General features: G+C 66.5%; 24 protein-coding genes. 17 read left to right on the forward strand and 7 right to left on the reverse strand.

Annotated features, from left to right (window positions below; translation table 11 throughout):
• Positions 1 to 16: 16 nt before the first annotated feature.
• Entirely contained in the window at positions 17 to 466 is a 450-nt protein-coding gene (locus ACM6JT_RS08005) for a lytic transglycosylase domain-containing protein (protein WP_034183810.1), read from the forward strand.
• A gap of 146 nt (positions 467 to 612) precedes the next feature.
• Entirely contained in the window at positions 613 to 1,926 is a 1,314-nt protein-coding gene (locus tag ACM6JT_RS08010) for a GTP-binding protein (RefSeq protein WP_414856246.1), read from the forward strand.
• A gap of 130 nt (positions 1,927 to 2,056) precedes the next feature.
• Here ACM6JT_RS08010 and ACM6JT_RS08015 read toward each other — a convergent pair whose 3' ends face one another.
• Complete coding sequence (locus ACM6JT_RS08015; protein WP_006401505.1) at positions 2,057 to 2,335, reverse strand: HU family DNA-binding protein; 279 nt, start codon at positions 2,333 to 2,335, stop codon at positions 2,057 to 2,059.
• 388 nt (positions 2,336 to 2,723) lie between these two features.
• Between ACM6JT_RS08015 and mnmC the strand changes: the two genes are divergently transcribed.
• The 7 genes from mnmC to ACM6JT_RS08050 all read left to right on the forward strand — a co-directional run bounded on the left by mnmC (position 2,724) and on the right by ACM6JT_RS08050 (position 11,616).
• Positions 2,724 to 4,670 carry a bifunctional tRNA (5-methylaminomethyl-2-thiouridine)(34)-methyltransferase MnmD/FAD-dependent 5-carboxymethylaminomethyl-2-thiouridine(34) oxidoreductase MnmC gene (mnmC, locus tag ACM6JT_RS08020; RefSeq protein WP_414856236.1) on the forward strand — a complete coding sequence of 649 codons (1,947 nt, stop codon included), beginning with the start codon at positions 2,724 to 2,726 and terminating at the stop codon, positions 4,668 to 4,670.
• 679 nt (positions 4,671 to 5,349) lie between these two features.
• The gene (locus ACM6JT_RS08025) at positions 5,350 to 6,564 is read left to right on the forward strand and encodes a cation:proton antiporter (protein ID WP_034183813.1); all 1,215 of its coding nucleotides are present in this window, start codon (positions 5,350 to 5,352) and stop codon (positions 6,562 to 6,564) included.
• A gap of 14 nt (positions 6,565 to 6,578) precedes the next feature.
• Positions 6,579 to 7,694 (forward strand): YbdK family carboxylate-amine ligase, encoded by a 1,116-nt coding sequence (locus tag ACM6JT_RS08030; RefSeq protein WP_034183814.1) that lies wholly within the window; start codon positions 6,579 to 6,581, stop codon positions 7,692 to 7,694.
• 507 nt (positions 7,695 to 8,201) lie between these two features.
• Positions 8,202 to 8,840 carry a MarR family winged helix-turn-helix transcriptional regulator gene (locus ACM6JT_RS08035; RefSeq protein ID WP_034183815.1) on the forward strand — a complete coding sequence of 213 codons (639 nt, stop codon included), beginning with the start codon at positions 8,202 to 8,204 and terminating at the stop codon, positions 8,838 to 8,840.
• A gap of 28 nt (positions 8,841 to 8,868) precedes the next feature.
• A complete protein-coding gene (locus tag ACM6JT_RS08040) occupies positions 8,869 to 9,579 on the forward strand; it encodes a glutamine amidotransferase (protein ID WP_034183978.1) in 711 nt (236 codons plus the stop codon).
• A gap of 213 nt (positions 9,580 to 9,792) precedes the next feature.
• The gene (locus tag ACM6JT_RS08045) at positions 9,793 to 10,905 is read left to right on the forward strand and encodes an NADH:flavin oxidoreductase/NADH oxidase (protein WP_414856237.1); all 1,113 of its coding nucleotides are present in this window, start codon (positions 9,793 to 9,795) and stop codon (positions 10,903 to 10,905) included.
• 180 nt (positions 10,906 to 11,085) lie between these two features.
• A complete protein-coding gene (locus ACM6JT_RS08050; protein WP_407971067.1) occupies positions 11,086 to 11,616 on the forward strand; it encodes an SET domain-containing protein in 531 nt (176 codons plus the stop codon).
• 130 nt (positions 11,617 to 11,746) lie between these two features.
• On the opposite strand, the gene ACM6JT_RS08055 is transcribed toward ACM6JT_RS08050, so the two are convergent.
• Positions 11,747 to 13,231, reverse strand: a complete 1,485-nt coding sequence (locus ACM6JT_RS08055; protein WP_414856238.1) for a sensor histidine kinase — start codon at positions 13,229 to 13,231, stop codon at positions 11,747 to 11,749.
• A 118-nt stretch (positions 13,232 to 13,349) separates the two neighbouring features.
• Positions 13,350 to 14,042 (reverse strand): response regulator transcription factor, encoded by a 693-nt coding sequence (locus ACM6JT_RS08060; protein WP_006401494.1) that lies wholly within the window; start codon positions 14,040 to 14,042, stop codon positions 13,350 to 13,352.
• 122 nt (positions 14,043 to 14,164) lie between these two features.
• Here ACM6JT_RS08060 and ACM6JT_RS08065 point away from each other — a divergent pair, with 122 nt between their 5' ends.
• Positions 14,165 to 14,395: a DUF3717 domain-containing protein gene (locus ACM6JT_RS08065; protein WP_034183818.1), complete on the forward strand. Its 231-nt coding sequence runs from the start codon at positions 14,165 to 14,167 to the stop codon at positions 14,393 to 14,395.
• 92 nt (positions 14,396 to 14,487) lie between these two features.
• Here ACM6JT_RS08065 and ACM6JT_RS08070 read toward each other — a convergent pair whose 3' ends face one another.
• Together ACM6JT_RS08070 and phhA are read right to left on the reverse strand one after the other, a co-directional pair.
• Positions 14,488 to 14,865 carry a 4a-hydroxytetrahydrobiopterin dehydratase gene (locus ACM6JT_RS08070; protein WP_258170498.1) on the reverse strand — a complete coding sequence of 126 codons (378 nt, stop codon included), beginning with the start codon at positions 14,863 to 14,865 and terminating at the stop codon, positions 14,488 to 14,490.
• Positions 14,866 to 14,936: 71 nt separating this feature from the next.
• The gene (gene phhA / locus ACM6JT_RS08075) at positions 14,937 to 15,863 is read right to left on the reverse strand and encodes a phenylalanine 4-monooxygenase (protein WP_310139224.1); all 927 of its coding nucleotides are present in this window, start codon (positions 15,861 to 15,863) and stop codon (positions 14,937 to 14,939) included.
• A 106-nt stretch (positions 15,864 to 15,969) separates the two neighbouring features.
• Here phhA and ACM6JT_RS08080 point away from each other — a divergent pair, with 106 nt between their 5' ends.
• Complete coding sequence (locus ACM6JT_RS08080; protein ID WP_006408082.1) at positions 15,970 to 16,455, forward strand: Lrp/AsnC family transcriptional regulator; 486 nt, start codon at positions 15,970 to 15,972, stop codon at positions 16,453 to 16,455.
• An 80-nt stretch (positions 16,456 to 16,535) separates the two neighbouring features.
• Here ACM6JT_RS08080 and ACM6JT_RS08085 read toward each other — a convergent pair whose 3' ends face one another.
• Together ACM6JT_RS08085 and ACM6JT_RS08090 are read right to left on the reverse strand one after the other, a co-directional pair.
• Positions 16,536 to 17,069 (reverse strand): class IV adenylate cyclase, encoded by a 534-nt coding sequence (locus tag ACM6JT_RS08085; protein WP_105390365.1) that lies wholly within the window; start codon positions 17,067 to 17,069, stop codon positions 16,536 to 16,538.
• Between the two features lie 187 nt (positions 17,070 to 17,256).
• Positions 17,257 to 18,156 carry a LysR family transcriptional regulator gene (locus ACM6JT_RS08090; protein ID WP_034183821.1) on the reverse strand — a complete coding sequence of 300 codons (900 nt, stop codon included), beginning with the start codon at positions 18,154 to 18,156 and terminating at the stop codon, positions 17,257 to 17,259.
• 410 nt (positions 18,157 to 18,566) lie between these two features.
• Here ACM6JT_RS08090 and ACM6JT_RS08095 point away from each other — a divergent pair, with 410 nt between their 5' ends.
• The 6 genes from ACM6JT_RS08095 to ACM6JT_RS08120 all read left to right on the forward strand — a co-directional run bounded on the left by ACM6JT_RS08095 (position 18,567) and on the right by ACM6JT_RS08120 (position 25,495).
• A complete protein-coding gene (locus ACM6JT_RS08095; RefSeq protein WP_414856239.1) occupies positions 18,567 to 20,252 on the forward strand; it encodes a GMC family oxidoreductase in 1,686 nt (561 codons plus the stop codon).
• A gap of 447 nt (positions 20,253 to 20,699) precedes the next feature.
• Complete coding sequence (locus ACM6JT_RS08100; protein WP_006477266.1) at positions 20,700 to 21,479, forward strand: ABC transporter ATP-binding protein; 780 nt, start codon at positions 20,700 to 20,702, stop codon at positions 21,477 to 21,479.
• Positions 21,476 to 22,231: an ABC transporter ATP-binding protein gene (locus ACM6JT_RS08105; RefSeq protein ID WP_034183823.1), complete on the forward strand. Its 756-nt coding sequence runs from the start codon at positions 21,476 to 21,478 to the stop codon at positions 22,229 to 22,231. Before ACM6JT_RS08100 ends, ACM6JT_RS08105 begins: the two co-directional genes overlap by 4 nt.
• A 77-nt stretch (positions 22,232 to 22,308) precedes the next feature.
• Positions 22,309 to 23,508, forward strand: coding sequence for an ABC transporter substrate-binding protein (locus ACM6JT_RS08110; RefSeq protein ID WP_034183824.1), 1,200 nt, complete (start codon positions 22,309 to 22,311; stop codon positions 23,506 to 23,508).
• A gap of 128 nt (positions 23,509 to 23,636) precedes the next feature.
• Entirely contained in the window at positions 23,637 to 24,521 is an 885-nt protein-coding gene (locus tag ACM6JT_RS08115) for a branched-chain amino acid ABC transporter permease (RefSeq protein ID WP_034183825.1), read from the forward strand.
• On the forward strand, positions 24,521 to 25,495 hold the full coding sequence (locus ACM6JT_RS08120) for a branched-chain amino acid ABC transporter permease (RefSeq protein WP_034183981.1): 975 nt from the start codon (positions 24,521 to 24,523) through the stop codon (positions 25,493 to 25,495). Before ACM6JT_RS08115 ends, ACM6JT_RS08120 begins: the two co-directional genes overlap by 1 nt.
• The last annotated feature ends 5 nt before the right edge of the window (positions 25,496 to 25,500 follow it).

The following is a 25,500-nucleotide window of genomic DNA, read 5'->3' on the forward strand; positions in this document are numbered from 1 at the left end:
CTTTCGTTTTCGCACCATGAACAGACGGTTCGCTTCGATTGCGTGGATCGCCGCCGGCGTGTGGTTCGCCAGCGCAAACGCTCGCGCGGATTGTTTCGACGAAGCGGCCAGATACCAGCAGGTCAATCCGCTGATCCTGCGCGCGATCGCCTGGCAGGAATCGCGCAACCGGCCCGGCGCGCTGAACAAGAACACGAACGGCTCGATCGACTACGGCCTGATGCAGATCAATTCGGTCCACCTGTCGACGCTGTCGCGCTACGGGATCGACCGCGGCACGCTGATGGAACCGTGCAAGAACGTATACATCGCCGCGTGGCATCTGAAACAGAAGATGAACCGCTACGGCAACACGTGGCAGGCCATCGGCGCCTACCATTCCGAAACGCCGTCGCTGCGCGACAAGTACGCGCGTCAGATCGCCGGCATCCTGACGCAATGGAAGCTGCTGCCGCCCTCGCCGTGACGCCGCGCCGCATCGCGGCCTGACGCGGCGCCGGCCGGCCGGCGCGCGTTTGATGCACAATGCGGGCTCACGCCGCAGGTTCGCCCGTCCGCGGGCCGATCGCGCCCCGGAAGGGCGCCGCGGCCGCTTTTTCATCTTTTCCGTTGGTGTGTACCGCAATGAACCAGCCGTTGCCCGTCACCGTGCTGTCCGGCTTCCTCGGCGCCGGCAAGACCACGCTGCTCAATCACGTCCTCGCGAACCGAGCGGGCCTGAAAGTCGCCGTGATCGTCAACGATCTCGCGGCGGTCAACATCGACGCGTCGCTCGTGCGCGACGCGCAGGCGCTGTCGCACGTCGAGGAACGCCTCGTCGAAATGTCGAACGGCTGCATCTGCTGCACGCTGCGCGACGACCTGCTCGTCGAGATTCGCAACCTCGCGTCCGAAGGCCGCTTCGACGCGATCATGATCGAATCGACCGGTATCGCGGAGCCGATGCCGATCGCCGAAACCTTCACGTTCGTCGACGACGACGGCGAGTCGCTGTCGAAAATCGCGCGGCTCGACACGCTCGTCACCGTGGTCGACGCGTACAACTTCCTGCGCGACTACGGCTCCGACGACGCGCTCGCGACGCGCGGCATCGCCGCATCGGACGAAGACGACCGCACGCTCGTCGAACTGCTGATCGAGCAGATCGAATTCTGCGACGTGCTGGTGATCAACAAGGCCGACCTCGTCGGCGCGGACGAACTCGCGCGCCTGCAGCACATCCTCGCGCGGCTCAATCCGCGCGCGCACCAGGTCGTGTCGAGGTTCGGCAACGTGCCGCTCGACGAAGTGCTGAACACGGGCCGCTTCGATTTCGACGAGGCCGCGAATGCGCCGGGCTGGCTCGCGTCGCTCGATCACGATCACACGCATTGCGACGACCCCGACTGCCATGACGAACATCATGCGCACGTGCACGGCGAAGCCGACGAATTCGGGATCGGCAATTTTGTTTACCGCGCGCGCCGGCCGTTCCATCCGGCACGACTCTGGGCGCTGCTGCACCAGGAGTGGCCGGGCGTGCTGCGCAGCAAGGGCTTCTTCTGGCTCGCGACGCGCAACGACATCGCGGGCTCGCTGTCGCAGGCGGGCGGCGTATGCCGGCATGGCCCGGCGGGTCTCTGGTGGGCCGCGCAGGATCGCGCGGAATGGCCGGACGACGACGAGCTGCTCGCCGAAATCCGCGCCGAATGGCACGGCGATCTCGACGATCGCACGGTCGGCGATCGCCGGCAGGAACTCGTGCTGATCGGCATCGCGCTCGATGCCGATGCATGGCGCGAGAAGCTCGACGCGTGCCTGCTGACCGATGCGGAATTCGCCGTCGGCGCGGCGGGATGGAGCGCGTTCGACGATCCGTTCCCGGCGTGGGATGTCGATTCGCACGACGACGACGATCACGGCGACACGCAAATCGTGCACGCGTAACGGCGTGGTAACGGCTTGTAAAAACAACCGTTAAATCTTGCAAGAGCGGCGCGGACTGTGGCGAAAATGCCGCGCGCGCCCAACAAAAAACCCGCCGAAAGGCGGGTTTTTTTCTGGAACAGGCGCTGGTTTAACGCTTGTTGACGGCGTCCTTGAACGCCTTGCCAGCCGTGAACTTGACCGTCTTGGCTGCCGGGATCTTGATGGTTTCGCCGGTCTTCGGGTTGCGGCCCGTACGTGCTGCGCGCTTGCCCGAACCGAAGCTGCCGAAGCCGATCAGCTGAACCGCATCACCCTTCGACACGGCCTTCTTGATGACTTCGAGCAGCGTGTCCAGCGTTTCGCCGGTTTGAGCCTTGCTGGCGCCCGTTTGGGCGGCGACGGCGTCGATCAGTTCCTGTTTGTTCATTAAGGTTCCTTTATCAGGTTAGGTTGACACGAACAGCGCGAACGCGCCGATTATACGTGCGCGAACCGTGCCGTCGAGAGTCAGACTCCGACGACACAGCGCCGAATCCTGGCCCGCGCGACGCGCCCTCCGGCTTGCCGGCGGCCACCCCGCGGTACGGCGTTGCTATGATAGCGCAGCGCAAACCCAATAACGACAAGGGTTTCAAAGATTTTCATCAGTATTTCGCCGAATGAATCGTCGATTGCCAGTTTTTTGACCTGCGCCAACCGGACAGGATACGCAGCGCGGTCCGCCCGTGCGCCGCCCCGTTGGCTTTTTCCAACGGGCGCTCGGACGACCCCGCGCAATCCCTTGCCAGGCTTGGCTGCCACGTTTTTTGTTTCGCATGCCCGACCGACTTGTTCCCGCCACGCTCGCGCTTCGCGACGACGGCACGCTCGTTTCGCCCGAGTACGGCGACCTCCATCGCGGCGCATCAGGTGCGCTTGCGCATCACCTGTGCGTCTCCGGCAACGGGCTGCCGGCGCGCTGGCAAGGCCGCCGCGCGTTCACGATCGTCGCGACGGGATTCGGCGCGGGCAGCCACTTCCTCGCGACATGGGGCGCGTGGCGCGACGATCCGGCGCGCTGCGAGCGGCTGCATTTCGTCGCAGTCGAGCCGCATCCGTTCTCGCGCGACGACCTGCGCCGCGCGGTTTCGCATATCGTTGCGAACACAACCATATCGGTCGACGTCGATGCACTGGTCGACGCCTGGCCGATGCTCGTGCCGGGCCTGCACCGGCTCGAATTGGACGCAGGGCGCGTGGTGCTCACGCTCGCGTTCGGCGATGCAGTCGACATGCTGACCAAGCTCGTCGCGCGCGCCGATGCGTTTTATCTTGACGGCTTCACGTCGTCGAACGACGCCGATCTCCGCGCGACCGACGTGGTTCGTGCGCTCGCGAAAATCGCCGGCGAAGGCGCGACGTTTGCAACGCATGCGAATTCCGGCGCCGTGAAACACGCACTCGGCGAATCGGGTTTCACGTATCGCGAAGTCGACGATTCGCTCGTCGGCGAATATGCGCCGCGCTGGCGCGCGCGCCGGCACGAGCCGCCGCGCGCACTGCCCGTTGCGGCGCGCCGCGCGATCGTGATCGGCGCGGGCCTGGCCGGCTGCGCGGTCGTCGAACGCCTGGCCGCGCGCGGCTGGGAAGTCACGCTGATCGAGCGGCACGAACGGATCGCGAGCGAAGCGTCGGGCAATCCGGCCGGCGTATTCCATCCGCTGATGACACGCGACGACAACGTCGCAAGCCGGCTCACGCGCAGCGGCTTCCTGCACGCGATTGCACGCTGGCGCGCACTCGAACGCGCGGGCCATGCGTTCGCGCGCAGCACGCACGGGATGATCCATCTCGCCGAATCGGCCGGCGACTTCGCGCGGATGCGCGATGCATTCGATGCGTTCGGCGCACCGTCCGACTATGCGTCGCTGCTCGATACCGATGCCGCGCGCGCGCATCTGAACCTGCCGGTCGCGCATGGCGGCCTGCTGTTTCCGCATGGCGGCGCCGTCTGGCCGGCCGGGCTGTGCGCGGCGCAATGCGCGGCGGCCGGCCAACGCGTGCGCTTGCTCGCGTCTACCGGTGTCGCGCGGCTCGAGCGGCGGGGCGACACATGGCATGCGCTTGATTCGACGGGCGGCACGCTGGCCGAAGCGCCCGTCGTCGTGCTTGCGAACGCGGGCGACGCCGTGCGTCTCGCGGGGCTGCAGCATGTCGTGCTGCAACCGGTGCGCGGCCAGCTCACGCTGCTGCCGCCCGGCACCGCGGCGCCGTTGCCGTGCCCGGCGATCGGCGACGGTTACGCGGTGCCGCTCGACGACGGCACGCTGCTGATCGGCGCGACGTTCGAACCCGACGACGTCGATCCGGCGATGCGCGCGGCCGGTCACATCGAAAACCTCGACCGCGTGCGGCACCTGCTGCCGGGCCTGATCGGCGACGTGCCGGACCTGGGCACGCTGCGCGGCCGCGTTGCATTCCGCTGGGTCGTCGCCGATCGTCTGCCGCTGATCGGCCCGCTCGCGGACGAAGCACAGGCCGTCGCGAACGCACGCGCGCTGAGCGGCGCAAAGGCGCGCGACCTGCCGCGCACGCCCGGCCTCTACGGCGCATTCGGCTTTGGCTCGCGCGGCCTCGTGTGGGCCGCGCTCGGCGCCGAACTGATCGCATCGCAGCTCGAAGGCGAGCCGTGGCCGCTCGAGCGCGAACTCGCCGAAGCCGTCGATCCCGCCCGCTTCCTGATCCGCGCGCTGCGCGCGCGCCGCGTCGGCTCGGCCGGCTGACCGGCTTCCTGTCGCACGAATCGCTCACAGTTTTCCGGCTTCCCCGTGCAAGGTTATCCACCCGGCGCTGTGGATAACCTTGCGAAATCCACACGCACTTCATGTGTAATCACAGTGGACGTAAACTGGGCAACTCGGCACAGCTGTGAAACGGCCCCAAAGTTGCTCATCTCAAACTTCTGTGCACGAACAGCCTGTGCAACGGGTTATGGTTTCGCCAACGCATTGATCCGTCAGCGTAAACCGAAGTTATCCACAGAACTGTGCGCCCTTTGTTAACTTCTACTACGTATATATACAGGTAAACCTTTGAAACCAAAGACCTGTGGTGCCGCACAGCGCCGCGAGTCGATTCAATGGGTTCCAGACCGAAAAAGCTGTGGCACAATCGGTTTCCTTCGCGTTCGTCCGGCCAGGCGCCGGACAAGCTTCAATGGAACGGTCGGCACGGTTTCGAATCTGAATCTTCGAGACTGCGCAGTCCGTTCACACACCAGGCCGACAATCCAGATCGGCAACCTGTGCGACTTTCCGCCGGATGGCGGAACAGGCGGACCCCATGTCCCGCCGTCGTCGACCACAACAATCACATTCGGGGCGATACCCAGCCGGCGCGCATCCATTTCTGACGCTTGACCCTGCGTCGCTGGCGGTTGCTTCCAAAGGAGAAGTCACCACGATGAAGTCGGCGTTCTCATTTCTGCCCAACTGGCCGCTCGCGCCGGATGCCGTGTTCTGGGCCGGGCTCGCGCTGTTCGCGGCCGGCCTGTGTGGCGAACTGTGCTATCGCGCATGGCGCCTGCCGCGCATCACCGGCTATGCGGTAATCGGTCTCGTCGCCGGTTCGTTCGGATTCGGCGTGATCGACGCAAGCACCGACGAAACGTCGCGGCTGCTGATCGACGTCGCGCTCGGCCTGCTGCTGTTCGAGCTCGGCAGCCGCCTCGACCTGCGCTGGATCCGGCGCAATCCGTGGCTCGTCGCGTCGAGTCTCGCGGAAGCCACGCTGACGTTCGTGCTCGTGCTGTTCGTGATGCTTGCGCTCGGTGTGTCGGGAATGGTTGCGCTCGTGCTGTCGGCGATCGCGATCGCGACGTCGCCATCGATGGTGATCCAGCTCAAGACCGAACTGCGCGCGGAAGGGCAGGTGTCGCAGCGCCTCATCACGCTGACCGCGCTCAACAGCGTGTACGCGATCGTGCTGACCAAGCTCGTCACGAGCTGGCTGCACCAGGAAGCGTACGGCAACGTGTTCGCGACGATCCTGCAGCCGCTCTACCTGATCGCCGGTTCGTTCATCGTCGCGTATCTCGTCGCGCGTTCGTGCAATTTCCTGTTCCGCCACATGACGTCGACGATGCGCGACGAGCATTCGTTCGTCGCGCTGTTCGGGCTCGTGATGCTGGCGATCGCGGTGGCACAGGCGCTGAAGCTGTCGACGCTGCTCACGCTGCTGCTCGCGGGCATCATCGTGAAGAACCTCGAAGCGCGTCCGCAGCTGTGGCCCGAGCATTTCGGCACGGCCGGCTGGCTGCTGACGGTGGTCCTGTTCGTGCTGACGCTCACGTCGTTCACGTGGGGCGACATCGCGCTCGGCGGGCTGCTCTCGATCGTGCTGATCGTCACGCGGCTCGTCGCGAAGCTGGCCGGCGTCGTCGCGTTCGCGAAGCCGAGCGGCATCGGGATGAAACAGGGCGTCGCGCTCGGCATCGCGCTCACGCCGATGTCCGCGCTGTCGTACCTGCTCGTCGACGATACCTACCAGCTCTATCCGAATTTCGACCCGCACCTGCGTGCGATCGTGATGTGCACGATCGTGATCCTGCAGCTCGTCAGCCCGTTCGTGGTCTACCGCTGCCTGTCGGCGGTCGGCGAACGCAGCGACAGCAACTGATTCCGGAACCTGCCATGGCACTCGAAACCTTCGTCAATTCCGAACCGTTCACGTTCGGTGTCGAACTGGAGATCCAGGTCGTCAACACGCACAACTACGACCTGACCAAGGCTGCATCCGACCTGATGCGCCTGATCCAGGGCGAGACCTTTCCGGGCAACATCACGCCCGAAATTACCGAGAGCATGATCGAGCTGTCGACCGGCATCTGCCATTCGCACGAGCAGGCGGTCAGCGAGCTGCATGCGATCCGCGACGTGCTCGTGAAGGCGGCCGACCAGCTCAACGTCGGGCTCGCCGGCGGCGGCACGCACGCGTTCCAGCAATGGAGCGACCGGCAGATCTACGATGCGCCGCGCTTCCAGTACATCTCGGAGCTATACGGCTATTTGGCCAAACAGTTCACCGTGTTCGGCCAGCACGTGCACATCGGCTGTCCCGATCCCGACAGCGCGCTGTTCCTGCTGCACTCGATGTCGCGCTTCATTCCGCACTTCATCGCGCTGTCCGCGTCGTCGCCGTTCGTGCAGAACGTCGACACGGGCTTCCATTCGGCACGCCTGAATTCGGTGTTCGCGTTCCCGCTGTCGGGCCGCGCGCCGTTCGTGCTGACCTGGGACAGCTTCGAGGAGTACTTCATGAAGATGGTGAACACGGGTGTCGTCAACTCGATGAAGGACTTCTACTGGGACATTCGCCCGAAGCCCGGCTACGGGACGATCGAGGTGCGCGTGATGGATACGCCGCTGTCGGTCGACCGCGCGGCGGCGATCGCCTGCTACATCCAGACGCTCGCGCGCTACCTGCTGACCGACCGGCCGCTGAAGCTGTCGGAGGACGACTACCTTGTCTATACGTTCAACCGTTTCGAAGCGTGCCGCTTCGGGCTCGAGGGCACCTGCGTGAATCCTCAGACGGGTGAACGCCGCACGATCGCAGAAGACATCCTCGACACGCTCGACCGGATCGCGCCGCATGCGGCTGCGCTCGGTTCGCGCGCGGCGCTCGACGAGATCGGCGCGCTTGCCAAGGCGCGCGTGAACGACGCATCGTGGTTGAGAACCGTTTTCAAACAGGAAAAATCGCTGAACGAAACGGTCCGGCAGCAGTGCTTACGCTGGCGCGAATGAAAAAATGTTTTGCAGATTACAGGCTCGACCGCGTCGCGATTCGCTGAACGACGGTCGGCCCGGTTTCAGGCCGAAATCGTTGCCAGTCGCCCTGAAAATCTGTGGATAACCCGACATTCCTCTGCAAAGTCAACGCTCTGCGGGCGGGATAACCCGGTGGATCATTGCCATTCCCCCGATGGCCGATCCGAACAGGAAAATGCCGATGCGCCCCGTTCCGCGGGTGCGCGGCATTGCAGGCACAACGAAAAAATTCAGTTATCCAGCGATTTTCCACAGAATGCAGGGGATAACTTAGCTGTGCGATTTTCCGCTCTCGCTTAGAATGTCGGCTTTGCGGACACCGGAACGACGCGTGTCTCACCGGTCGCCGCGAATGCGACCGCCGCGTGTGCCTCGCGACGGCCGTGCTGACGCACTCGCAAGAGCGCGTCTGTTTTGAGATGGACATTCGATCTCCACACTACGGCCGCTCGGCATTCCGGGCGGCGGCAAAGCGAAAAGACTATGAGCGAAGGCGTTTACGGGAACCAGGCTTCGGGACGTGTCACCCACAGCCTGCTGCGGTTGAGTACGGCCATGCGAAGCCAGGCATGGGATTGGGCGGAAGGCGCGGGCCTGACGCCGACGCAGGGCGAGATCCTCGTGCTGCTGCTGCAGCGCAAGGGCCCGATGCGGCTCGGCGAGATCGCGCGCGAGACGCAGCTCACCGCGGCGACCACGAGCGATGCGGTCAGCACGCTCGAGACGAAGGGGCTCGTCGAGAAGCGCCGTGCGCTGGACGACGGCCGCGCACTGGCCGTGCGCCTGTCGGCGCGTGGCCGCACGGCCGCGAAGAAGGCGCTGCAATGGCCTGAATTCCTGACGAAAGCGGTCGGCAAGCTCGGCGCGGACGAGCAGGGCGCACTGTATCGCGCGCTGCTGAAGACGCTGCGCGAGCTGCAGGTGGCCGGCGCGACGCCGCCGCAGCGCATGTGCGTGACGTGCGCCCACTTCCAGCCGGGCAAGCTGTCGAAGAAGACCGTGCATTACTGCGCGGCGCTCGACATCTCGATGGCCGACAGCGACCTGCGTCTCGACTGCTCGGTGCAGGAAGAAGCCGACGCGGCGACGCAGAAGAAGACCTGGAAGATTTTCGCAGGCTGACGTCCGTCGATCGACCGGGAGGCCGATGATGAACGCTGAAGTCGTGGCGATCCGCCATGTGCATTTCGAGGATCTCGGGAGCTTCGAGCAGGTGCTCGGCGAACGGGGCCGGCGGGTGCGCTATGTAGACGTCGGGTCGTCGCGGTTCGAGGTGCTCGACGTGCTCCAGCCGTCGCTGTTCGTCGTGCTCGGCGGGCCGCTCAGCGTGTACGACGATGCGCAGTATCCGACGATCGCGCCGCTCGCGGCGCTCGTGCGCCAGCGCATCGACGCTGGGCTGCCGATCCTCGGTATCTGCCTCGGCGCGCAGTTCATCGCCCGTGCGCTCGGTGCGAGCGTCTATCCGGCCGCGCAGCACGAACTCGGCTGGGCGCCGCTGACGCTCACCGATGCCGGCCGTGCGTCGCCGTTGCGCCATCTCGATGGCGCGGCGACATCGATGCTGCACTGGCACGGCGATACGTTCGACCTGCCGGGCGGCGCGATCCATCTCGCATCGACGCCGGCCTGCCGCCACCAGGCATTCGCATGGGGGCAGCACGTGCTGGCGCTGCAATGCCATCCGGAAATCCGCACCGACCGCTTCGAACCCTGGCTGATCGGGAACGCCGGCGAAATCGCGGCGACGCCGGGCATCGACGCCCGCCAGTTGCGCGCCGATACCGCGCAACACGGCCCCGCGCTCGAGACGGCCGCGCGGCGCATGTTCGCGGAGTGGCTCGACAGCATCGGGCTGTGACGCCGCGGGCGGCGCCGTTCGCCGCGAATCCTTGGCCCGGCCCGCATCCGTTGCAGGCCGGCGCATCGCTGCTTGCAACGCGGTTCCTGCCGCGCCGGCAACCTGCTGCCGGTCGCACCTGACCATCCGCTTACTATCGTTTGGGCCATCTGCACGCTTCGGGCCTGCGTGCTACGCTCGTCCGCTCTTTCCCTTTCCAGGCGAGCGGCTTCCATGACTGCGCTGTTTTCCCCGTTCACGCTGCGCGGCGTGACCCTTCCGAACCGGATCGTGATCTCCCCGATGTGCCAGTATTCGGCCGAACGCGGCGAAGCGACCGACTGGCACATGATTCACCTCGGCCATCTCGCGCTGTCGGGTGCGGGCCTGCTGTGCATCGAGGCGACTGCGGTGGAACCCGACGGGCGCATCACGCACGGCGACCTCGGCCTTTGGGACGATGTAACCGAAGCCGCGCTGAAGCCCGTGCTGGCCGCGATCCGCAAGCATTCGCCGGTCCGCGTCGCGATGCAGTTGTCGCATGCGGGGCGCAAGGCGTCGAGCGACGTGCCCTGGCAGGGCGGTCAGCTCGTGTCCGTCGCCGACGGCGGCTGGCTGCCGCACGGGCCGTCGGCCGTACCGCACAAGGAAGGCGAGACGCCGCCGCTCGCGCTCGACGCCGCGGGCCTGAACCGGATCCGCGATGCGTTCGCGGCTGCCGCGAGGCGTGCCGCGCGGCTCGGCATCGACGCGATCGAAGTGCATGCGGCGCACGGCTACCTGCTGCACCAGTTCCTGTCGCCGCTCGCGAACCGGCGCACCGACGAATACGGCGGCTCGCGCGAAAACCGGATGCGTTTTCCGCTCGAGATCTTCGAGATCGTGCGCGCGGCGTTTCCGGAGGACCGGCCGGTCGGCGTGCGCGTGTCCGCGACCGACTGGGTCGAAGGCGGCTGGGAGCTTGACGACACGATCGCGTTCGCGCACGAACTGAAGCGCCGTGGCTGCGACTGGATCGACGTGTCGTCCGGCGGCGTGTCGCCGCTGCAGAAGATTCCGCTGTCGCCCGGCTACCAGGTGCCGTTCGCGCAGGCCGTGAAGCGCGCGGTCGGCATGCCGACGATGGCGGTCGGCCTGATCAACGAGCCCGCGCATGCGAACCGGCTCATCGAGGCCGGCGATGCCGATTTCGTCGCGATGGCGCGCGCGATGCTGTACGACCCGCGCTGGCCGTGGCACGCGGCGGCCGAGCTCGGTGCGCAGGTGACGGCGCCGCCGCAGTACTGGCGCTCGCAGCCGCGCGAGCACAAGGCGTTGTTCGGCGACATCGCGTTCGGCCAGCGTTGACGCGTCGAGCGCCGCAATATTGCGCGCGATGTTGAACGAAGCAATATCGAACGTGTAGGATGCGGGTGATTCGCCGCATGCCCCGACGCGGCACCGACCGGTGCCGCGTTTTCGTTTGGCGCGCGCCAGGTCGCGATCGCGGCTGTCTTCCATTCATTCGTCTTCACAAGGATTCGTTCGATGAGTTCACGCAGGATCGCGGTGCGCCGCTCGGGAGTACACGGCAAGGGCGTGTTCGCGGTGGCGCCGATCAGGGCCGGCGAACGCGTAGTGGAATACAAGGGCGAGCGAATCTCGTGGAAGGAAGCGCTGCGTCGCCATCCGCACGATCCGAGCGAGCCGAACCATACGTTCTACTTCGCACTGGACGAAGGCGGCGTGATCGACGGCAAGATCGACGGCAACAGCGCGCGCTGGATCAACCATTCGTGCGCGCCGAACTGCGAAGCGGAGGAAGTGAAGGGCCGCGTATATATCCACGCGCTGCGCGACATCGGGCCGGAAGAGGAGCTGTTCTACGACTACGGCCTCGTGATCGACGCGAAGCTGACGAAGAAGCTCAAGCGCGAATACGCATGCCATTGCGGCGCGGTTTCGTGCCGCGGCACGCTGCTCGCGACGTCGGACGACGGCGAGAAGAAGAAAAAGAAGAAGGACAAGAAGGACGGCAAGTCCGAGTCCGGCGCGAAGGACAAGAAAAACAAGAAGTAAAACCGGCGGCGGCGCATCGTGCGCTGCCGATTCCGCAGACGGCCGTCGCGTTGCGCGGCAGTCCTTCCCGTTTCCTTATCCGTCGGGCGGCCCGGCAACGGTCGCCCGACGCGAATCGCCCGATGGCCGCTCAATGCGCCGACGCGGCGGCCGGCGTTTCGCTGGCCGGTTTCTCCGTGCGCTGGGCGAGCGGCACCCGCACCACGAAGCGCGAACCGCCTTCCGACGCATCCTCGTACGACACGGTGCCGCCATGCATCGCGATGATGTCGTGCACGATCGCGAGGCCGAGCCCGGCCCCCGTCTCGACGCCGTTGCCGCTTTGCGCGTCGCCGCGGAAGAAGCGCTTGAACAGGTCGGACTGCTGGTTCGCGGGCACGCCCGGGCCGTTGTCCTCGACGACGATCTCGGCGGCCGGCTGGCCGTCTTCGAGCGTACTGCGTGCGACGTTCACCGTGATCCGCGCGCCGTCCGGCCGCGCGAGCGGCACGTATTTCAGCGCATTGTCGAGCAGGTTCGCGATCACCTCGCGCAGCAGCACCGGGTTGCCGCGCACGATCAGCTTCTCGTCGTCGCCGGGGTCGTCGCTGCGCTGGAAGCCGAGGTCGACATGCGACGCGAGCGCACGCGGCACCCACTCGGCACCCGTTTCGAACGCCATCGCCGCGAGATCGACGTCGACGAACCGCGCGGCCTGTTCGCCCGGCTCCGCGCGCGCGAGCGACAGCAACTGGTTCGACAGCCGCACCGCGCGGTCGGCGGCCGCGCGCAGTTCGCGCACCGCGGCGAAGGTCTGGTGCGGGTCGCGTGCGACGGCCGCCTGCTCCGCATGCAGCTTCACGGCCGTGAGCGGCGTGCGCAACTGGTGCGCGGCATCGGCGATGAACTTGCGTTGCGCGTCGAGCGCGGTCTTCAGGCGGCCGAGCAGCGCATTCATCGCGCTCGTCAGCGGCCGGATCTCCAGCGGCACCTCGGTTTCGTCGACCGGTTCCAGCGACGTGTGAGTCTGCCGGTTCAGCGAATCGGCGAGATGCGTGAGCGGGCCGAGCTGCTGGTTCACGACGCGCCACACGATGCCCCAGCCCGCGAGCAGCAGCAGCAGCAGCGGCATCATGATCGCGACGAGGAATTCGGCCGCGATCCGGTAGCGGTGCCGCACCGGCTGCGCGACCTCGACGACCATCGGCTTGCCGCCTTCGACATCGTCGACGCGCACCTGCGCGACGCGCACCGCACGGTTGTCGTACTCGGCCTCGAACACGTACGCGTGATGCATGCGGCGCACGTTGATGCCTCGCAGCGGCAGCTTCGGATCGCCGGCGAGTTCCTGTTCGCCGTCGCTGATCCGGTAGATCAGCGCTTCGGCCGGATCGGAGAACATCGCCTGCGCGAGCGGCGGCACCGTGAACGGCGCGTCGGGGCCGGCGATCTGGATCTGTTTCGAGATGGCGGTCGCGAGATCGGCGAGCGAGCGGTCGATCACGTGCTGCGTGTATTGCCACGCGAGCCAGTAGGCGATCAGGCCGCTCATCAGCGCGAGCATCGACAGCGGTGCGGCGAGGCGCCGGAGCAGCGAGCGGCGCAGGCTGGTGGTCACAGCCGGATCAGGAGACATTTCGACGGGCAAATGGATAAGCGCCGCTCACGGGGAGCGGCGCGGTCGTGCGCCGGGCGGCGACGCGGAGCAGGGCGCACACATGCCGGCGGCACGCGGCCGGCCGGTGTGCGGCCGCTCAGACGCTCGCCGTCTGGCGGATTTCCTGCAGCAGGTAGCCGAAGCCGCGCACCGTGACGATTTCGACGCGGCACTGCTCGAGTTTCTTGCGCACGCGGTGCACATAGACTTCGATCGCGGTATCGCCGAGATCGCCGCCGAAGTGCGTGAGGTGATCCTGCAACTGGGCCTTGCTGACGACGCGGCCGTGACGCAGCAGCAGCATCTCGAGCACCGCGAATTCGCGCGGCGACAGTTCGAGCGGCTTGTCGTCGTTGAAGATGCGGCGGTCGACGCCCGACAGGCGGACGCCGCCGAGCGACACTTCCGGACGCGGCATGTCGCTGTGCGGGCCGCTGCGGCGCATCACCGCGCGGATGCGCGCTTCGAGCTCGGCCGGCTCGAACGGCTTGAGCATGTAGTCGTCGGCACCCGAGTTCAGGCCCTGGATCCGGTCGTTCAGCTCGTCGCGTGCGGTCAGCACGATCACGGGCGTGTGGCGGTTGGTCTGGCGGAAGCGCGTGAGCAGCGTCATTCCGTCGATGCCCGGCAGGCCGAGGTCGAGGATCACGAGTTCGTGGCGGTTTTGTGCCAGCGCCTGTTCGGCAAAAATGCCGTCATGCACCATGTCGACGGTGAAGCCAGCCTGCTCGAGGCTGCTCTGGATACCGCGTGCGATGGGGCGGTCGTCTTCGATCAGAAGGAGTCGCATGAAGTTCGCTCAAGTACAATGGGTTGGCGGTTCAGGCACGCGGACAGCACGAAGCCGTTTCCACAGGGGCGCCGCATCGCGTGACATCAAGCATGGCGGCCAGCGAACGATTAAATCCAATCATGTCCGATATTTCGATCAACGACCTTGAAGCCGCGATCAATTTCTGGCGCGCCCGCTCGCCGTCGAGCGGCGACGAACTCAAACTCTGCGAAGAGGCCAGCGCGCTCTCCAAGCCGTATGCGCTGCTGATTGTACAGCGCGAAAGCGCGCTGCAACTGGAAGGTTTGGACCCCAAGGCGCGGAAAGCGTACGAGACTTACGTGCGGCTTAAGGATGGCTTGGAAAGCTGAAGGCTTTCGCTGACTACATCCTAGAAAACGTTCAGCGAAATGAAAAGTTGACGCGCCGCGCACCGAACGATGCGCGGCGGTAGAGGAAGGGCTCAGGCGGCGGGTTTCGCGTGCGCGCCGGCGCGGTCGATGAACAGCGCGAGCTCGATGTCGCGTTCGGTCAGGCCGTCGGCGTCGTGGGTCGACAGCGTGACGTCGACGCGGTTGTACACGTTGAACCATTCAGGATGGTGGTTCATTTCCTGCGCCTTGATCGCGACGCGCGTCATGAAGCCGAACGCTTCGTTGAAATCGGCGAAGCGCAGGCTGCGCTGGATCGCGTCGCGGCCCGGCACGGCCGTCCAGAGCGGCAGGCCTTCGAGCCGGGTCTTGCGTTCTTCTGATGTGAGCTTGTGGATCATCTTGCACCTCTCGTTCGGTAACGGCGCTCGTGCGCGGCTGCGCCGCGCGGCGCAGCCGGCACCGGTCATTGTTTCATAGTTGTGGGACGGCCATCCGGGGACGGGCGACGGGCACCCGGCGTCCGGCGCGCGCTGGCGCGTTACGCGTCGGCGTCGTCGGGCCAGCCTTCGCCCGTGCCGCGATGCAGCACGCGGTCGGTATCGAGCACCGCGCCGGCCGCGAATTCGGGCAGCGCCGCGAGCCGGTCGGCCAGCGCGCGGCCGTCGACGTCGGCGAGCGCGAACAGCTGCGCGAAATCGTCGATCACGAAGTAGGTCTTCTGGAACGTGTCGATCCGGTACTTCGTGCGCATCACGCGTTCGAGGTCGAAGCCGAGCCGGTTCGGCGCCGCACTTTCGAGGCTGTACAGGCTCTCGCCCTTGCTCGATACGATCCCGGCGCCGTAGATCGACAGCCCGTTCGTGCCGCGCGGGTCGCGGATCAGCCCGAATTCAACTGTATACCAGTAGAGGCGCGCGAGCCGCGCAAGCGCCGCTTCGTCGTCGGCGACCGCGAGCGCGGTGCGGCCGTACGCCTGCATGTAGTCGGCGAACACCGGGTCGATCAGCAGCGGCACATGGCCGAACAGGTCGTGGAAGCAGTCGGGTTCCTGCAGGTAGTCGAGCTGGTCGGGACGGCGCATCCACCAGGTGACCGGAAAACGCCGGTTCGCGAGATGCCCGAAGAATACGCGGTCTGGCACGAGGCCCGGCACCGCGACGATCTCCCAGCCCGTCGCGGGCTTCAACTGGCGGTTCACGTCCGCGAACGACGGCACGCGATCGGCCGGCAGGTCGATCTTGCCGAGCCCCGCGACGAACGCGTCGCAGGCGCGCCCGCGCAGCAGCGCCGACTGGCGTGCATAGAGCTGCTTCCACACCGCATGGTCGACCTGGCCGTAGCGTTCGAGCGGCTGGTCGATGGTGAAATCTGCGCGGGTTTCGAGGCCCGCGTCGAACTGCTCCTGCAGTTTCGCGGTGACGACGGTGGACATGATCAGGCTCTGCACGCTGTGGTTGGGAACCATGCAAGTGTAGAGCGGCCTTCGCGCGGAATGGGCGCAAAGTTGGCGTTGATTTGCCTGGTGATGCGATAATCTCGCATCAAATCACGAATCAATGCGGAGAACGCTCATGCTGGAACTCGATCACTTCGATCTCGCGCTGCTGGACGTGCTGCAGCGCTTCGGTCGCGCGACGCATCAGCAGCTCGGCGAGGAGGTGCCGCTGTCGCCGTCGCAGATCGGCCGGCGGCTGCAGCGGCTCGAGGCGGCCGGCGTGATCGAAGGCTACCGCGTGATGCTGCGGCCCGAAAAGCTCGGGCTCGGCGTCACCGCGTTCACGAGCCTGAAGCTCAAGCACCACGGCGATTCGATCATCGAGCAGTTCCAGCAGCAGATCGACGTGCTGCCGGAAGTGCTCGAATGCCATGCGGTGGTGGGCGATGCCGACTACCTGCTGCGGATCGTCGCGCCCGACCTGAACGCGCTGTCGCAGTTCGTGATGAAGAAGCTGATGCGCGTACCGGGCGTCGACAGCGTGCGCTCGAATATCGTGCTGACGACCTTCAAGCGCAACGGCGCGCTGCCGCTCGCGCACCTGGCGCCCGGCGCCGCGTGACGCGGCGGCCAGCGCAAGCCCGCTATTAGCGGGAACCGGCCCCAGGCGGCGCGTGCCGCACCGTCGCCGGCGGGGCCGGATCAGGCCGTTTCGTGCGGCGTGTCGGCGTTCAGCAGGTCGACGTACGCGACCGCGACCAGATCGTCCTGCGACACGCCGAGCTTCGTGAACACGTCGTGCGCTTCGGCTTCGCCGCCGGCTTCGTCGTCGTCGGGGCCGAGCACGACTTCCAGTTCGATGAAGTCGCCGAGGCCGTCGACGCGGTCGAGGTGGATGCGCGTGCGGCCTGCGAGGTACACGTGCCGTTCCTTCGTCACGATCCCGCGCGTGGTCAGCGCGGTCGCGAGCAGCGCGTGCATCGCGTCGGGATTCGTCACCGGGCTGCGCGTGTAGTACGACGCCTTCGGGCCGTCGCGGTCGTCGCGCTGGTAGAAGATCAGTTCGGCCGGCGTGCCGTCCTCGAAGCGGCGCAGCTTCAGCCGGCCGCGCGGCACGTCATAGAAGAAATCCTGCTGGCGGTAGAACAGCGGCGCTTCGGCCGCGAGCGTCGCCGCGCGTTCGCGCAGCTGGTCGAATTCGCGGGCGCGGGCTTTGATCTCGATGTTGCGGGCCATGCGGGTCTCCTTCAATCGGGGTCTCGCGGTGTGCGAACGCACAATCTAGCAAAAAGGCGGGGACGGCGGCGTGACGACGGGCGGGGGGCGGCGAGATGACGCGTGTTGCGTGTTGTGCGCGACGCTGGTGCACGGCGTGTGGCCCGTAGCGCGTGGCCCGCGGCGGTTGCGCGTTCATCAGCACCGCTCATATCGCCCACTGGGCTTCGATCAGCCGCAGCGCGGCTGCGATCGCCGGCTCGTCGCGCCGCTCGGCGAGCGTCACGAACGTCAGTTCGGTCGGCACCGTCACACGTTCGACGATCGTCAGCGCGTGCGCGTGCGCTTCGGCCAGCGCGGTCGAGTCGCGCGCGAGCGTCAACCCGATGCCCGATTTGACGAGGTCGAGCATCGACTGCTCCTGATCGACCTCGGCGACCTTCACGGGCTGCGCGCCGGCTTCCGCAAAGCGCCGCGACAGCAGCCGGTGATGCGCGGATGCCGGCGGCGTCCAGATCCACGGCAGCGCGGCGAGCGCGCGCCAGTCGTGCGCGCGCTGCACGCGCTCCTTCCAGCCGGCCGGCGCGAGCACGCGGTACTGGAAATGCGTGAGCGTGACGGTGTGGAACAGCGCGCCGTCGAGCTGATCGTCCTCGCCCGGCCGGCCGATGTAGTAGCCGACGTCGAGCGCCTGTGCGCGCACCTGTTCGATCACCCAGCCCGACATCCCGTGCCGCAGCGCCGTCTCGATCTGCGGATGGGTCTCGACCAGCGCGCGCAGGAAGCCGCCGAGCCGCAGGAAACCCGGATCGAGGATCGTGCCGATCCGCAGCCGGCCGCGCACCTCGTGCCGCAGCGCAGCCGCGGCGCGCTGCACGTCGGCGGCCGCGGCGAGCGCGCGTTCCGCATGCGGCAGCAGCGTCTGGCCGTCGCGCGTGAGCGCGAGCCCGCGCGACGTGCGCGTGAACAGCGTGACGCCGAGCGTTTCCTGCAGATGCTTGATCTGCAGGCTGACGGCCGGCTGCGTCAGGTGCAGTTGCGCGGCGGCGCGCGTCAGGTTGCCTTCGCGCGCGACCGTCGCGAACGCGCGGAGCAGGATGAGATCCATCGTCGTGATATGAGCGCTGCTTATAACGCAGTTCAGCATAACTCATTGGATCGGCGGCCGGCAGCCGGAGTACGCTTCATCGGTCGCGTCGCCCGGCGCGTTCCGGCCGGCATCTGGCCGGGGGTATGGCAGGGCAGGCGGGCGCTGCTGCAGACACCCGCCGTGACGCACTATGCTGGAAATGATGCGCGGTATCGCAGCGCGCGGGATAAAACAACGAGATTGCATGGGACCAGCGTAAGCGCTAACTCGATCCAACCACGCCATGGGACCAACGTAAGCGCTAAAGCGCCAACGCTGGTCGACCGCCGTGGGGATGGAGTAAGCGCTGAAGCGCTAACTCCATCCAGCCACGCCATGGGACCAGCGTAAGCGCTAAAGCGCCAACGCTGGTCGACAGGAGACAAACAGTGACTACTCAACGCACGCTCGAAGGCGAATTCGATTACGTGATCGTCGGCGCGGGCACCGCAGGCTGCGTGCTCGCGAACCGCCTGACCGAGGATCCCGACATCCACGTGCTGCTGCTCGAAGCGGGCGGCAAGGACGACTATCACTGGATCCATATCCCGGTCGGCTATCTGTATTGCATCGGCAACCCGCGCACCGACTGGCTGTACAAGACGCAGCCCGAAGCGGCGCTCAACGGCCGCGCGCTGTCGTATCCGCGCGGCCGCGTGCTCGGCGGCTGCTCGTCGATCAACGGGATGATCTACATGCGCGGCCAGCGCGAGGATTACGACAGCTGGGCGCAGGAAACCGGCGATGCGGGCTGGTCGTGGGACAGCGTGCTGCCGATCTTCAAGCGCAGCGAGGATCACCATGCGGGCGCGAGCGACGCGCACGGCGCGGGCGGCTACTGGCGCGTCGAGAAGCAGCGGCTGCGCTGGGAGATCCTCGAATCGTTCGCGCAGGCCGCGCAGCAGACGGGCATCCCGGCGACCGACGATTTCAACCGCGGCGATAATTCCGGGGTCGGCTATTTCGAGGTGAACCAGAAGCGCGGCGTGCGCTGGAATACGTCGAAGGCGTTCCTGCGGCCCGCGATGGCGCGCCCGAACCTGACCGTGATCACCGGCGCGCAGGCGCAGCGCGTGATCTTCGAAGGGCGGCGCGCGGTCGGCGTCGAGTATCACGGCGGCGGCACCGATTATGTCGCGCGGGCGTGTGCGGAAGTGCTGCTGACGTCCGGTGCCGTGAATTCGCCGCAACTGCTCGAACTGTCGGGTATCGGCTGCGGCCGGCGGCTGCAGGCGCTCGGCATCGACGTCGTGCAGGATCTGCCGGGCGTCGGCGAAAACCTGCAGGATCACCTGCAATTGCGGATGGCGTTTCGCGTCGAAGGCGTACGCACGCTCAACACGCTGTCCGCGCACTGGTGGGGCAAGCTGATGATCGGCGCCGAATATGCATTGCTGCAGCGCGGGCCGATGTCGATGGCGCCGTCGCAGCTCGGCGCGTTCGCGAAATCCGATCCAGACGATCCCGCGCTCACGCGCCCCGATCTCGAATACCACGTGCAGCCGCTGTCGCTCGAACGCTTCGGCGAGCCGCTGCACAGCTTCAACGCATTCACGGCATCGGTCTGCCATCTGCGGCCGACGTCGCGCGGCAGCGTGCATGTCACGAGCGCCGATCCGGGCATCGCGCCCGCGATCGCGCCGAACTATCTGTCGACCGACCACGATCGCCATGTCGCCGCGAACGCGCTGCGCCTCACGCGCAGGATCGCGTCCGCGCCGGCGCTTGCGCGCTATCGTCCCGAGGAAATCCTGCCGGGCACACAGTATCGGACCGAGGCCGAACTGATCGAAGCGGCGGGCGCCGTTGGCACGACGATCTTCCATCCGGTCGGCACCTGCCGGATGGGGCGTGCCGACGATGAGCGCGCGGTGGTCGACAGCCGGCTGCGCGTGCGCGGCATCGCGGGGCTGCGGATCGTCGATGCATCGGTGATGCCGTTCATTACGTCGGGCAACACCAATTCGCCGACGCTGATGATCGCCGAGCGCGCGAGCGACATGATCCGTGCCGATCGCCGCGCGGCGCGCGACGCGACGCCGGTGCGAACGGAGGCCACGGTGACGGCCGCATGACGGCACGCTGACACGCGCGACAGCGGGCCGTCATGCGGGCGCCTGCTGATTCGATATGCGAAACAAGCTGCGGTGCCGTTGCAGCGGCCATGCCGGTTGCGGCGGTTCGAGCGGCAAGATCCACGCGAGCCGCGCTGCTTTTTCAATTGCACGCGTACTGCGCCGTGCGGGCGGTCAACAAGCGATGATGCACGTGCCAAAAAAGCGTGGTGAAAAACCGTGCATGGCCGCATGCGGCATCGCGGCCAGCCCTATAAGTGCAAATCCCGATGATTGCACTGCACCAACGGCGCGACAATGTTGCGCAATGTGCATACGCGTCGGCGCGGGAGACCACCCTCGAGGCGTACCACGGCGCCCGGGGGCAGCCGGCTGATCCGCTGACCTGTTCGCGGCCGCTTGCGCCACGCTTCCCGGTGCTTCGCCTGACTTCGTACGGAAGGGAACATGATTCTCGGCGACACGATTCTGGAAACACGCGGACTGACGAAGGAATTCAGGGGTTTCACCGCCGTGAACGGCGTCAACCTGCGTGTGCGGCGCGGCGCGATTCATGCGCTGATCGGGCCGAACGGCGCGGGCAAGACGACCTGCTTCAACCTCCTCACCAAGTTCCTGACACCGACGGCCGGCCAGATCGTCTTCAACGGGATCGACATCACCGATGAGCGGCCAGCGCAGGTTGCACGGCGCGGCATCATCCGCTCGTTCCAGATCTCGGCCGTGTTCCCGCACCTGACCGCGCTGCAGAACGTGCGCATCGGCCTGCAGCGCGCGCTCGGCACCGAATTCCACTTCTGGCGCAGCGAACGCACGCTGAAGCGGCTCGACGATCGCGCGATGGATCTCCTCACGCAGGTCGGCCTCACCGATTTCGCGCACGTGCCGACCGTCGAACTCGCGTACGGCCGCAAGCGTGCGCTCGAGATCGCGACGACGCTCGCGATGGAGCCCGAACTGATGCTGCTCGACGAGCCCACGCAGGGGATGGGCCACGAGGACGTCGACCGCGTGACCGCGCTGATCAAGAAGGTTGCGAGCGGCCGCACGATCCTGATGGTCGAGCACAACATGAACGTGATCGCGGGCATCTCCGACACGATCACCGTCCTGCAACGCGGCGAGGTGCTGGCCGAAGGCTCGTATGCGGAAGTGTCGAAGAATCCGCTCGTCATCGAGGCCTACATGGGCAGCGCCGATGCGGCGCTCGCGGGGGCGCACGCATGAAGCACAGCGAACGGGAGGAACGCGAATTGAGCGGCGTCGAGAGCGGTACGCCCGCGCTGGAGATCACGGGCCTGGAGGCCTGGTACGGGGAATCCCACATATTGCACGGTGTCGACCTGACAGTGCATCGCGGCGAGGTCGTCACGCTGCTCGGCCGCAACGGCGCGGGCCGCACGACGACGCTGCGCGCGATCATGGGCCTCACGGGGCGCCGCAGCGGGTCGATCAAGGTCGCGGGCAACGAGACGATCGGCCTCGCGACGCACCGCATCGCGCATTTCGGTATCGGCTACTGCCCGGAGGAGCGCGGAATCTTCTCGAGCCTGTCGTGCGAGGAGAACCTGATGCTGCCGCCGCCGATCGGGTCGCGCGAGCATGCGATGTCGCTCGACGAGATCTACGCGATGTTCCCGAACCTCGCGTCGCGCCGGCAGAGCCAGGGCACGCGGCTGTCCGGCGGCGAGCAGCAGATGCTCGCGGTCGCGCGGATCCTGCGCACCGGCGCGAACCTGCTGCTGCTCGACGAGATTTCCGAAGGCCTCGCACCGGTGATCGTGCAGGCGCTCGCGCGGATGATCGTCGCGTTGAAGGCGCGCGGCTACACGATCGTGATGGTCGAACAGAATTTCCGCTTCGCCGCGCCGCTTGCCGACCGCTTCTACGTGATGGAGCACGGCCGCATCGTCGAGCATTTCCTCGCGGCCGAACTGGAAAGCAAGATGCCGACGCTGCACGACCTGCTCGGGGTGTGACGCCGCCCCGTTTCCCTTGCCGCTAGCCGTGGCGGCCCTCGAATAACCACAACGCATCAGAACAACAGGAGACGTCAATGAAAATGAAGACCCTCGCACACGCCTGTCTCGCGCTCGCGACCGCCGCGTTCACTGCCGGCGCCGCGCATGCCGCGGATACCGTGAAGATCGGCTTCGTCACCGACATGTCGGGGCTTTACGCGGACATCGACGGGCAGGGCGGCCTCGAGGCGATCCGCATGGCGGTCGCCGACTTCGGCGGCAAGGTGCTCGGCAAGCCGATCGAGGTCGTGTACGCGGATCACCAGAACAAGGCGGACATTGCCGCGTCGAAGGCGCGCGAATGGATCGACCGCGGCGGGCTCGACCTGCTCGTCGGCGGCACGAATTCGGGGACGGCGCTGGCGATGGCCAAGCTCGCCGCGGAGAAGAAGAAGGTCTACATCAACATCGGTGCGGGCGCGGACACGCTGACGAACGAGGAGTGCACGCCGTACACAGTGCACTATGCGTACGACACGATGGCGCTCGCGAAAGGCACCGGCTCGGCGGTGGTGAAGCAGGGCGGCAAGACGTGGTTCTTCCTGACCGCCGACTACGCGTTCGGCAAGGCGCTCGAGAAGAACACGTCGGACGTCGTGAAGGCGAGCGGCGGACAGGTGCTGGGTGCGGTGCGGCATCCGCTGTCCGCGTCGGATTTCTCGTCGTTCCTGCTGCAGGCGCAATCGTCGAAGGCGCAGATCCTCGGCCTCGCGAACGCGGGCGGCGACACGATCAACGCGATCAAGGCCGCGAAGGAATTCGGCATCACGAAGACGATGAAGCTCGCCGGGCTGCTGATGTTCATCAACGACGTGCACAGCCTCGGCCTCGAGACGACGCAGGGCCTCGTGCTGACCGACAGCTGGTACTGGAACCGCGATGCGGCATCGCGCCAGTGGGCGCAGCGCTACTTCGGCAAGATGAAGAAGATGCCGTCGAGTCTGCAGGCGGCCGACTATTCGTCGGTGACGACCTACCTGAAGGCCGTGCAGGCCGCCGGCACGACCGACTCCGACAAGGTGATGGCCGAGCTGAAGAAGATCAAGATCAGCGACTTCTACGCGAAGGGCTATATCCGCGCGGACGGCAGCATGATCCACGACATGTACCTGATGGAGGTGAAGAAGCCGTCCGAATCGAAGGAGCCGTGGGATTACTACAAGGTGATCGCGACGATTCCGGGCGAACAGGCGTTCACGACCAAGCAGGAAACGCGCTGCGCGATGTGGAAGTAAGTGCGACGTAGCGGCGCGCAGGGGCGCGCCGCGCGGTGGCGGCTGCAGCGATGTGCCCGCTGCGCCGCCCGCGTGTGCAATGCAGAAAGGTTGCGCACGCAACGAAACTCATTCTGACGGCTAAGTCGATGGAAATCTTTGGCATTCCGTTGCCGGCGATGCTGAGCCAGTTGCTGCTCGGGCTCGTCAACGGCTCGTTCTACGCGATCCTGAGCCTCGGGCTCGCGGTGATCTTCGGGCTGCTCAACGTGATCAACTTCGCGCACGGCGCGCTGTTCATGCTGGGCGCGATGCTCGCGTGGATGGGGCTGTCGTATCTCGGGCTGCCGTACTGGGCGATGCTCGTGCTGGCGCCGCTGGTCGTCGGTGCGTTCGGGATCGCGATCGAGCGCTCGATGCTGCGCTGGCTGTACAAGCTCGATCACCTGTACGGGCTGCTGCTGACGTTCGGCCTGACGCTCGTCGTCGAGGGCGTGTTCCGCTCGATCTACGGCGCGTCGGGCCAGCCGTACGACGTGCCGTCGCAGCTTTCCGGCGCAACCAACCTCGGCTTCATGTTCCTGCCGAACTATCGCGCGTGGGTCGTCGTCGCGTCGCTCGCGGTGTGTCTCGCGACGTGGTTCGTGATCGAGAAGACGCGCCTGGGCGCGTACCTGCGCGCGGGCACCGAGAACCCGAAGCTCGTCGAGGCGTTCGGCGTGAACGTGCCGATGATGATCACGCTCACCTACGGCTTCGGCGTCGCGCTCGCCGCGTTCGCGGGCGTGCTGGCCGCGCCGGTGATCCAGGTGTCGCCGCTGATGGGCCAGCCGATGATCATCACCGTGTTCGCGGTGGTCGTGATCGGTGGGATGGGCTCGATCCTCGGCTCGATCGTCACGGGCCTGATGCTCGGCGTGATCGAGGGTTTCACGCGCGTGTTCTATCCCGAAGCGTCGGCCACCGTCGTGTTCGTGATCATGGCGATCGTGCTGCTGTTCCGCCCGGCGGGCCTCTTCGGCAAGGAAAAATGATGCAGAGAAAAGTGCTCTACGGCGTGCTGCTCGCCGCACTGCTCGCCGCGCCGTTCATCGGCGCGTATCCGGTTTTCGTGATGAAGGTGCTCACGTTCGCGCTGTTCGCGGCCGCGTTCAACCTGCTGATCGGCTATACGGGGCTGCTGTCGTTCGGCCATGCGATGTTCCTCGCGACCGCCGGCTATACGACCGGCTATTCGATGCAGACGCTCGGTTTCACGCCGGAGCTCGGCGTGCTCGTCGGCACCGTCACCGCGACGCTGCTCGGGCTCGTCGTCGGGTTGTTCGCGATCCGCCGGCAGGGCATCTACTTCGCGATGATCACGCTCGCGTTCGCGCAGATGGTCTACTTCATCTACCTGCAGGCGCCGTTCACGCGCGGCGAGGACGGCCTGCAGGGCGTGCCGCGCGGCCACCTGTTCGGGCTGCTCGACCTGACGAACGACGTCACGCTGTACTACGTCGTGCTGGCGGTGGTCGTCGCCGCGTGCGCGTTCATCGTGCGGGTCGTCCATTCGCCGTTCGGGCAGGTGCTCGTCGCGATCAAGGAGAACGAGGCGCGCGCGATCTCGCTCGGCTACGACACCGACCGCTTCAAGCTGCTCGCGTTCATCCTGTCGGCCGCGCTCGCGGGGCTGGCCGGCTCGCTGAAGGTGCTCGTGCTCGGCTTCGAGACGCTCTCCGATGCGCACTGGACGATGTCGGGCCTCGTCGTGCTGATGACGCTCGTCGGCGGGATGGGCACGCTGTTCGGGCCGTTGCTGGGCGCGGCGCTGATCGTCGCTTTGGAAGACCGGCTCGGCGACATCGGCGAATGGCTCGCGTCGACGACGGGCGTCGCGTGGTTCCATTCGCTCGGCGAATCGACGACGATCGTCACCGGGCTGATCTTCATCGCGTGCGTGCTCGCGTTCCGGCGCGGCATCGTCGGCGAGATGGTCGCGCGGATCAAGCCGCTCAGGGCGTCCTGAGCGTG

Origin of the sequence: Burkholderia sp. IT-111MI5 (genome assembly GCF_949752865.1) — a bacterium.
Classification (GTDB): domain Bacteria; phylum Pseudomonadota; class Gammaproteobacteria; order Burkholderiales; family Burkholderiaceae; genus Burkholderia; species Burkholderia pyrrocinia_C.

What these genes read in the sequence shown, in the direction of transcription:
- ACM6JT_RS08005 (WP_034183810.1), top strand. Translation starts at nt 17, where the DNA reads ATGAACAGACGGTTCGCTTCGATTGCGTGGATCGCCGCCGGCGTGTGG.
- ACM6JT_RS08015 (WP_006401505.1), bottom strand. Translation starts at nt 2,335, where the DNA reads ATGAACAAACAGGAACTGATCGACGCCGTCGCCGCCCAAACGGGCGCC.
- mnmC (WP_414856236.1), top strand. Translation starts at nt 2,724, where the DNA reads ATGCCCGACCGACTTGTTCCCGCCACGCTCGCGCTTCGCGACGACGGC.
- ACM6JT_RS08025 (WP_034183813.1), top strand. Translation starts at nt 5,350, where the DNA reads ATGAAGTCGGCGTTCTCATTTCTGCCCAACTGGCCGCTCGCGCCGGAT.
- ACM6JT_RS08030 (WP_034183814.1), top strand. Translation starts at nt 6,579, where the DNA reads ATGGCACTCGAAACCTTCGTCAATTCCGAACCGTTCACGTTCGGTGTC.
- ACM6JT_RS08035 (WP_034183815.1), top strand. Translation starts at nt 8,202, where the DNA reads ATGAGCGAAGGCGTTTACGGGAACCAGGCTTCGGGACGTGTCACCCAC.
- ACM6JT_RS08040 (WP_034183978.1), top strand. Translation starts at nt 8,869, where the DNA reads ATGAACGCTGAAGTCGTGGCGATCCGCCATGTGCATTTCGAGGATCTC.
- ACM6JT_RS08045 (WP_414856237.1), top strand. Translation starts at nt 9,793, where the DNA reads ATGACTGCGCTGTTTTCCCCGTTCACGCTGCGCGGCGTGACCCTTCCG.
- ACM6JT_RS08050 (WP_407971067.1), top strand. Translation starts at nt 11,086, where the DNA reads ATGAGTTCACGCAGGATCGCGGTGCGCCGCTCGGGAGTACACGGCAAG.
- ACM6JT_RS08055 (WP_414856238.1), bottom strand. Translation starts at nt 13,231, where the DNA reads ATGTCTCCTGATCCGGCTGTGACCACCAGCCTGCGCCGCTCGCTGCTC.
- ACM6JT_RS08060 (WP_006401494.1), bottom strand. Translation starts at nt 14,042, where the DNA reads ATGCGACTCCTTCTGATCGAAGACGACCGCCCCATCGCACGCGGTATC.
- ACM6JT_RS08065 (WP_034183818.1), top strand. Translation starts at nt 14,165, where the DNA reads ATGTCCGATATTTCGATCAACGACCTTGAAGCCGCGATCAATTTCTGG.
- ACM6JT_RS08070 (WP_258170498.1), bottom strand. Translation starts at nt 14,865, where the DNA reads ATGACCGGTGCCGGCTGCGCCGCGCGGCGCAGCCGCGCACGAGCGCCG.
- phhA (WP_310139224.1), bottom strand. Translation starts at nt 15,863, where the DNA reads ATGGTTCCCAACCACAGCGTGCAGAGCCTGATCATGTCCACCGTCGTC.
- ACM6JT_RS08080 (WP_006408082.1), top strand. Translation starts at nt 15,970, where the DNA reads ATGCTGGAACTCGATCACTTCGATCTCGCGCTGCTGGACGTGCTGCAG.
- ACM6JT_RS08085 (WP_105390365.1), bottom strand. Translation starts at nt 17,069, where the DNA reads ATGGCCCGCAACATCGAGATCAAAGCCCGCGCCCGCGAATTCGACCAG.
- ACM6JT_RS08090 (WP_034183821.1), bottom strand. Translation starts at nt 18,156, where the DNA reads ATGGATCTCATCCTGCTCCGCGCGTTCGCGACGGTCGCGCGCGAAGGC.
- ACM6JT_RS08100 (WP_006477266.1), top strand. Translation starts at nt 20,700, where the DNA reads ATGATTCTCGGCGACACGATTCTGGAAACACGCGGACTGACGAAGGAA.
- ACM6JT_RS08105 (WP_034183823.1), top strand. Translation starts at nt 21,476, where the DNA reads ATGAAGCACAGCGAACGGGAGGAACGCGAATTGAGCGGCGTCGAGAGC.
- ACM6JT_RS08110 (WP_034183824.1), top strand. Translation starts at nt 22,309, where the DNA reads ATGAAAATGAAGACCCTCGCACACGCCTGTCTCGCGCTCGCGACCGCC.
- ACM6JT_RS08115 (WP_034183825.1), top strand. Translation starts at nt 23,637, where the DNA reads ATGGAAATCTTTGGCATTCCGTTGCCGGCGATGCTGAGCCAGTTGCTG.
- ACM6JT_RS08120 (WP_034183981.1), top strand. Translation starts at nt 24,521, where the DNA reads ATGCAGAGAAAAGTGCTCTACGGCGTGCTGCTCGCCGCACTGCTCGCC.